Genomic DNA, 6,138 nt, shown 5'->3' on the forward strand with positions numbered 1-6,138 from the left:
TCATGCCCCACTCCCCCGACGGCTCCCCCGAGACCCGCATCCTGCTCGCCGACGATCACGCGCTGGTGCGCCGCGGCGTGCGGCTGATCCTCGACGGCGAACCGGACCTCCAGGTCGTCGCCGAGGCCGGTGACGGCGCCGAGGCCATCGAGATGGCCCGGTCCGAGCGGCCGGATCTGGCCGTGCTGGACATCGCGATGCCCCGCCTGACGGGGCTTCAGGCGGCACGTGAACTGTCCCGGGTCATGCCGGAGCTGCGCATCCTGATGCTGACCATGTACGACAACGAGCAGTACTTCTTCGAGGCGCTGAAGGCCGGCGCCTCGGGCTTCGTGCTGAAGTCGGTCGCCGACCGGGATCTCGTCGAGGCCTGCCGCGCCGCCATGCGCGACGAGCCGTTCCTCTACCCGGGCGCGGTCACCGCCCTCATCCGGAACTACCTGGACCGGGTCAGGGACGGCGGCGACGTACCGGACCGGGCGATCACCGAGCGCGAGGAGGAGATCCTCAAACTGGTCGCCGAGGGCCACTCGTCGAAGGAGATCGCGGGCATGCTCGTGATCAGCGTCAAGACGGTGGAGCGGCACCGGGCCAATCTGCTGCAGAAGCTGGGGCTCCGTGACCGTCTCGAACTCACCCGGTACGCGATCAGGGCGGGGCTGATCGAGCCGTAGGAGCCGGGACAGGCCGGCATCCCGCCCGGCGGTCACGGGAGTTGCGGCCCTCCGCGCGGGGCCTACGCCCGGGGGACCGAGGACGGACAGCTGTGCGTTTCATACGATTCTCACTCAGTACGATTACGGTGCTCCTGTGACCCAGATGACCCCGCCCGGCTGGCATCCAGACCCCGGGCACTCAGGAATCGGCCCCGCCCAGGAACGCTGGTGGGACGGGGCCCGCTGGACCGACCAGCTCCGGATACCGCCCGCCACGGTCCGGCGCCGCCGCATGCGCATCGGCGCGGGCATCGCCGCCGGCATCGTCGTACTCGCGGCCGTAGGGGGCGGCGCGTACGTGCTGGGCGACAGGTCCGGTGACAGCGCGGGCGGTTCGGCCTCGGCCCCCTCGCAGAGCCCCCGCCTGCCGGATGGCCGGAACGGCGAGGGCGGGCAGGGCGGCAACGGCGGGCAGGACGGCGGTGGGGGCGGGGGCGGGGGCGGCAACCCCGACCAGCAGATGCCGCAGACGGAGGACGGGTACGCCACCGACGCCGCCAGCGGGATCAGCATCCCGGTACCCGACGGTTGGAAGGGCCAGTCCGGGCCGATCGGCGCGGGTGTGACGACCGGCGACTACGCCTGCCCCGGCGACGAGTCCGAGAAGTGCGTGCGGGGCGGGGTGTTCTCCGCACCGGCTCAGGCCCTGAAGGTCGAGGCGACCACGGCGAAGGCCGCGGCGGAGGCCGACATCAAGGCCAACGCCGAGGAGTCCTACGGCGAGAAGATCTACGGCGGCATCACCTCGCACGAGGAACTCGCGTCCCGGGCGGTCACGGTCGCCGGGCAGAAGGGCTACCAGGTGCGCTGGAAGGTGGTGACGAAGAACGGCGACGACGGCTACGTCGAGTCGCTCGCCTTCCCCTCCCCCCGCACGGCGAGCATGCTGGTGGTCGTCCGCTCCGGCTTCGACATCAACTCCGAGGCCCCGAAGCTCTCGGTCCTGGACGAGATCACCCGGGGCATCAAGAAGGCGGACGGTGCCGGAACCGGTACCGGCGAGACCGCCTGACGGACCCGGTCCACCTCGGAGGCCGTACCGGACCCTTCCGGTACGGCCTCCGGCACGCGGCCCCCGGAGCGCTCTCACCCCGCGTCGGTGTCCGCGGGCGCGACGCCGCCGAGAAGCACCATGCCCAGCGGCCGCGTGCCGGCAGGCACCCGTGTCACCTCGCCCGTCGCCACGTCCACCACGCTGATGCCGTCCCAGTAGCCGTCACGTGTGAACCCGCCCGAGACGTAGGCGGTCCGGCCGTCGGCGGTCACCACCACGTCCTCGTGCGGGCCGTCCAGAGGGATGACGCGTTCCTCCCCGTCGGGCGCACGGACGGTCAGCGAGGGGCCGGCGTCCGTGGAGGGATCGATGGGGCCGGTACCGACCGCGAACAGCGTCCCGTCCTCCGTCACCGCCACCCCGTGCTGGTGGGTGTCGGCCGTCATGCGCTCGACGCGGACCCGCCCGGTGTCCGGGTCGACCACGGCGAGTCGTTCCCCCTCGAAGGGCAGGAGGAGCGCTCCGTCCGAGGGGCGTACGGCGGCGTAGTGCGGCTTGAGCCAGGAGCCGAGGCCCCCTTCGGTCCCGTACGGGGCCACTTCGACGCGCCGGCTCGTCCACGCCGCCGCGTCGACGACCGTGACGTCGAAGGAGTCGTGGCCGGTCGCGTAGATCCGACGCCCGTCACCCGAGACGTCGACGTCGAAGGGCCGGCGGCCGACCGGGACGGTGTCGACCACGGCGCGCCGCTCCGTGTCGATGGCTTCGAGGGTGCCGCGCGCTCCGGGTACGTGGACTCCGACGTAGACGGTGCCCCCGTCCGGGGAGAGTGCGATCCCCATGCCACCGCCCCGGTACTCGCCCGTGGTCACGGGCCCCGTGTCGGTCGCGTACGGGACAAGGGCGGTCCTTCTCCGGGTCACGGTGTCCACCGCGGCCACCCCTTCGGCCGTCGCCACCCACGCCGTGCCGTCGGCGCCGAGCACGATGCCGTACGGGGCCGTGCCGACCTCGACCGACTGCCGGCCGGCCGTCGCCCTGCCCGGAGGGCCGACGAAGGTGACGGTGTCGGCCCCGAAGTCCGTGACCAGGATCGTTCCCCCCGGCAGGCGGGCCGGGCGGTCGTCCTTCTGCGCGGAACCGGACCGCGCGGAGGGGGCGGTCGAGGAGGGGGCGGTCGAGGAGGGGGCGGTCGAGGACGGTGACGTACGGGCGTCGGGGGCGCATCCGGCGAGTACCACGGTGACGGCGGCCGATGCCGCGGCGGCGAGGAACGCCGTGCGTCTCCTCGCCACGGGTCGGGGGCGGTGGCCCTCGCCCGACCCGGTCGTCGGGGCGGGGGTGCGCGTGCGATGCCCGTCGGCCCTGGCGCTCATCGATGGCACCTTCCTGTGGTTCCGCCGCACCATGGCGATCCCTGCGCCGTCACGGTGCGCGCTGACTCCCCCAGCCTCCCCGACGGACCCGCGCGGTCCCTTCGGCCCGTCGGACAAACTCAGTGGGCGACACGGCTGACGGGTGGGTCAGCCGATCGGACGACCCACCCGCTCGGGGAGCCGGTGCGGATCCCGTGATCGCGGCCCGGACCTCCCCTCGAAAACGAGACCGGCCGCCAGGCCGCCAGTTCACCCGAGTGGGTAATCACCGTGGAGGTGCCTCCGACGGTGGCAGGAAGGAAGACCTCGACAATCGTCATTCTTGCCGCTCAGAGGCGTGTTCTGCTCTCCTGCCCGTCTGCCGGACAGCCCGCCTCACGAAATCGCGGGGCCGGCTCTCAAGGAGGGGGGCGCGTCGGCCCCTCTCCGGTGAGATGGTCGGGGGGAGTGCCCGCCCCGTCGGCGGATTGCGGTCGCCTGGGCGACGGCGGGACTCCCCGGATCAGTAGCCGTAGATCATCTTGTAGGCGACCTCGGGGAGGAACTGGCCGGCCGTGGAGCCGGATCCCACACCGCAGTTGCCGTCGGACTCGCCCGGAGTCTTGATCCACAGGAGCATCTCGGCGCCTCCACCTGTCCGGGTGGGCGTGCCGATGCGGCGGCCGGAGGGGTTGCACCACTCGCCGTTGGAGCCGTTGCCGTTGCGGCTGGTGTCCACGACGAACGGCTTGGTGTAGCCGTAGCGAGCGGCCAGTTCATTGTTGACGGCGTTGCCGTAGGCGGTGTTCTCGGCGGTGGTGATGTAGTTGGAGACGTTGAGCGAGAAGCCGTGGGCCTGTCGCAGACCGGCTTCGTGGAGACGCCGGGCCATGGTTGCCGCGTCGGCCCAGCGCGGGTTGCCGGCATCCATATAGACCCAGGTGTTGGGAGCTTGGCGGTTGAACTGGACGAGGGCGTTGGTGAGCATGGCCTCGCGTTCGTCGATCTGGGCCGGGTTCATGCAGCCGTAGTCTCCGAGAGAGTCCGGTTCGAGGATGACGACGGCCGGGCGGGCCGCGATACCTCCGGCGAACCGAGCGATCCAGTCGGCGTACGCGGACGGCGAAGCGGCTCCACCGGCGGAGTGCCCGCCGCAGTAGTCACGGTTGTAGATGTTGTAGGCGACGAGGACGGGCAGCTTGTCCCGGCCGTCCGCCGCTCCGGCGTAGGCGCCTGCCGCGGTGCCGATGGCGCCGCTCCAGGAGCCGAACCAGCGGGCCATGGGTGTGTTGGCGATGGAGGCGTTGATCGCGGCGGCCCGGCCGTCGCCGGGGTTGGCGGCCGCCCACCGGCTCGCGCTCGAGTCGGGATCCGCGTAGAACCCGTTGGTCATGGTGGTGGGGTCGGCGGCGTGGGCCGGGGGTGCGGCGGCGAACGCCAGCGGCAGCGCACAGAGCGCTGCCATCAGGGTGCGAAGTTTGCGGCTCAAGACAGTACCTCGATTTCAGAGGACGTGACTTTGGGAGCGCTCCCACTGGAAGCGGTCCCAATCGTGCGGGTGGGGCGGTTGGCTGTCAATATGCGGCGCAGCATTCGATTCTCCCCGAGTGACCAGGCCCCAGTAGGCCACTGCACCGGAAGCGGTCCCAATGTGTGCGCCCCTGGCGCCTCCCAGCCTGTGAAAGACTCACGAGTCATGGCAGAAGCAGCGCCGCGTCGGCATCCGACGCTCGACGAGGTGGCCGAACACGCCGGTGTTTCCCGCTCAGTGGCCTCCCGTGCCCTCAACAACGCACCGCACGTGAGCCGCACAAAACGCGAGGCCGTCGAACGGGCCGTGCGGCAACTCGGTTACACACGCAATTCAACCGCCCGCGCGCTGGCCACCCGCCAGACGGGAGCGGCCGCCCTGGTCATCTCGGGGGAAGATCCGTCGATCTTCGCCGATCCGTTCTTCGCCCGGGTGATCGTGGGAGCGTCGGCCGCCCTGGACTCGGCGGACCTGCATCTGATGCTGTGCCTGGCCGCATCCGACCGGGGCCGTAAACGGGTCGAGGAGCTCCTGCGGTCCAGGGGCGCGGACGGTGTGATGCTGATGGCGCTGCGCGAGGACGATCCGCTGACCCGGATGGCCGACGAGGCGCAGATGCCCGTCGTGTTCGGCGGGCGCCCCGTCGGTTCGGTTCCCCGGTGGTACGTGGACGTGGACAACGTCGGCGGAGCGCGTGAGGCGACCGAGCATCTGGTCTCACGCGGCCGAAGGCGCGTGGCCGTGATCTGCGGGCGTCTGGACACCGAAGCCGGGCGCGCCCGGTACCGCGGCTACCGGGACGCCATGCTGGGCGCCGGTCTCGATCCGTTCCCACCGACGGAGGGGGACTTCACGGAGCGCAGCGGGGCCGCAGCCATGGCCGCGCTGCTGGCGGAACACCCCGACGTGGACGGAGTGTTCGCCGCCAACGACAACATGGCGGCGGGAGCGCTGCGCACCGTGCGGAAGGCCGGCCGACGGGTCCCCGCCGAGGTCGCCGTGGTCGGCTTCGACGACCTGGCGATCGCCCAGGTCGCCGATCCGCCGCTCACCACCGTCCATCAGCCTGTAGAGGCTCTCGGACGGGAGATGGCGCGCATGCTCGTCGCGCTCGTCAACGGGCAGGACCCCACTCCCCTGGTTCTCCCCACCCGCCTGACCGTCCGGGCCAGCACCTGACCTCTCACTGCCACGATCCGCAACGTCCGCTCCGGACTGTGCCTCGACGCCGGCGGGTCCGGCACAGCCAACAGAATCCCCGCTGGTGCTGTGGACCTGTAACGGCCAGGCCGACCAGAAGTGGACCCGCGCGTGAGCGACACGGCACTGCGTCACGTCCAGAGCGGCAACACCCCGGCCACGGCCTCCCGCACGGCTGCCGCATTCGCCCCGCCCCGGCTCCGGCTGCGGCCGGGCCCCGGGCGTCGGTACATCGGGGCCCAGGCCGCTAGGGCCTGTGTGAGGTTGTGATCATTCGGTCGTCGGTAAGAGGTCGTTGATCCAGATCAGAGAGGCTCGGAGGTGGAGTCCGGCGTCGTAGCT

Annotated in this window: 5 protein-coding genes and 1 pseudogene; 4 read left to right on the forward strand and 2 right to left on the reverse strand. The window is 71.5% G+C overall.

The window, feature by feature from the left end:
* The first annotated feature begins 2 nt into the window (after nt 1-2).
* Together IA22_RS0122375 and IA22_RS0122380 are read left to right on the forward strand one after the other, a co-directional pair.
* On the forward strand, nt 3-674 hold the full coding sequence (locus IA22_RS0122375; RefSeq protein WP_030124627.1) for a response regulator: 672 nt from the start codon (nt 3-5) through the stop codon (nt 672-674).
* Between the two features lie 145 nt (nt 675-819).
* Entirely contained in the window at nt 820-1,728 is a 909-nt protein-coding gene (locus IA22_RS0122380; protein WP_081889877.1) for a DUF2510 domain-containing protein, read from the forward strand.
* Between the two features lie 74 nt (nt 1,729-1,802).
* On the opposite strand, the gene IA22_RS0122385 is transcribed toward IA22_RS0122380, so the two are convergent.
* Entirely contained in the window at nt 1,803-3,086 is a 1,284-nt protein-coding gene (locus IA22_RS0122385) for a YncE family protein (RefSeq protein WP_190875174.1), read from the reverse strand.
* Between the two features lie 502 nt (nt 3,087-3,588).
* On the reverse strand, nt 3,589-4,530 hold the full coding sequence (locus tag IA22_RS0122390) for a glycoside hydrolase family 6 protein (RefSeq protein WP_015579716.1): 942 nt from the start codon (nt 4,528-4,530) through the stop codon (nt 3,589-3,591).
* A 231-nt stretch (nt 4,531-4,761) separates the two neighbouring features.
* On the opposite strand from IA22_RS0122390, the gene IA22_RS0122395 reads away from it, so the two are divergent.
* The gene (locus IA22_RS0122395; protein ID WP_015579715.1) at nt 4,762-5,775 is read left to right on the forward strand and encodes a LacI family DNA-binding transcriptional regulator; all 1,014 of its coding nucleotides are present in this window, start codon (nt 4,762-4,764) and stop codon (nt 5,773-5,775) included.
* 12 nt (nt 5,776-5,787) lie between these two features.
* Nucleotides 5,788-5,911 (forward strand): annotated as a pseudogene (locus tag IA22_RS37645) (RICIN domain-containing protein); the annotation flags it as partial.
* Between the last annotated feature and the right edge of the window lie 227 nt (nt 5,912-6,138).

The organism is Kitasatospora papulosa (genome assembly GCF_000717245.1).
Classification (GTDB): Bacteria; Actinomycetota; Actinomycetes; order Streptomycetales; family Streptomycetaceae; genus Streptomyces; species Streptomyces papulosus.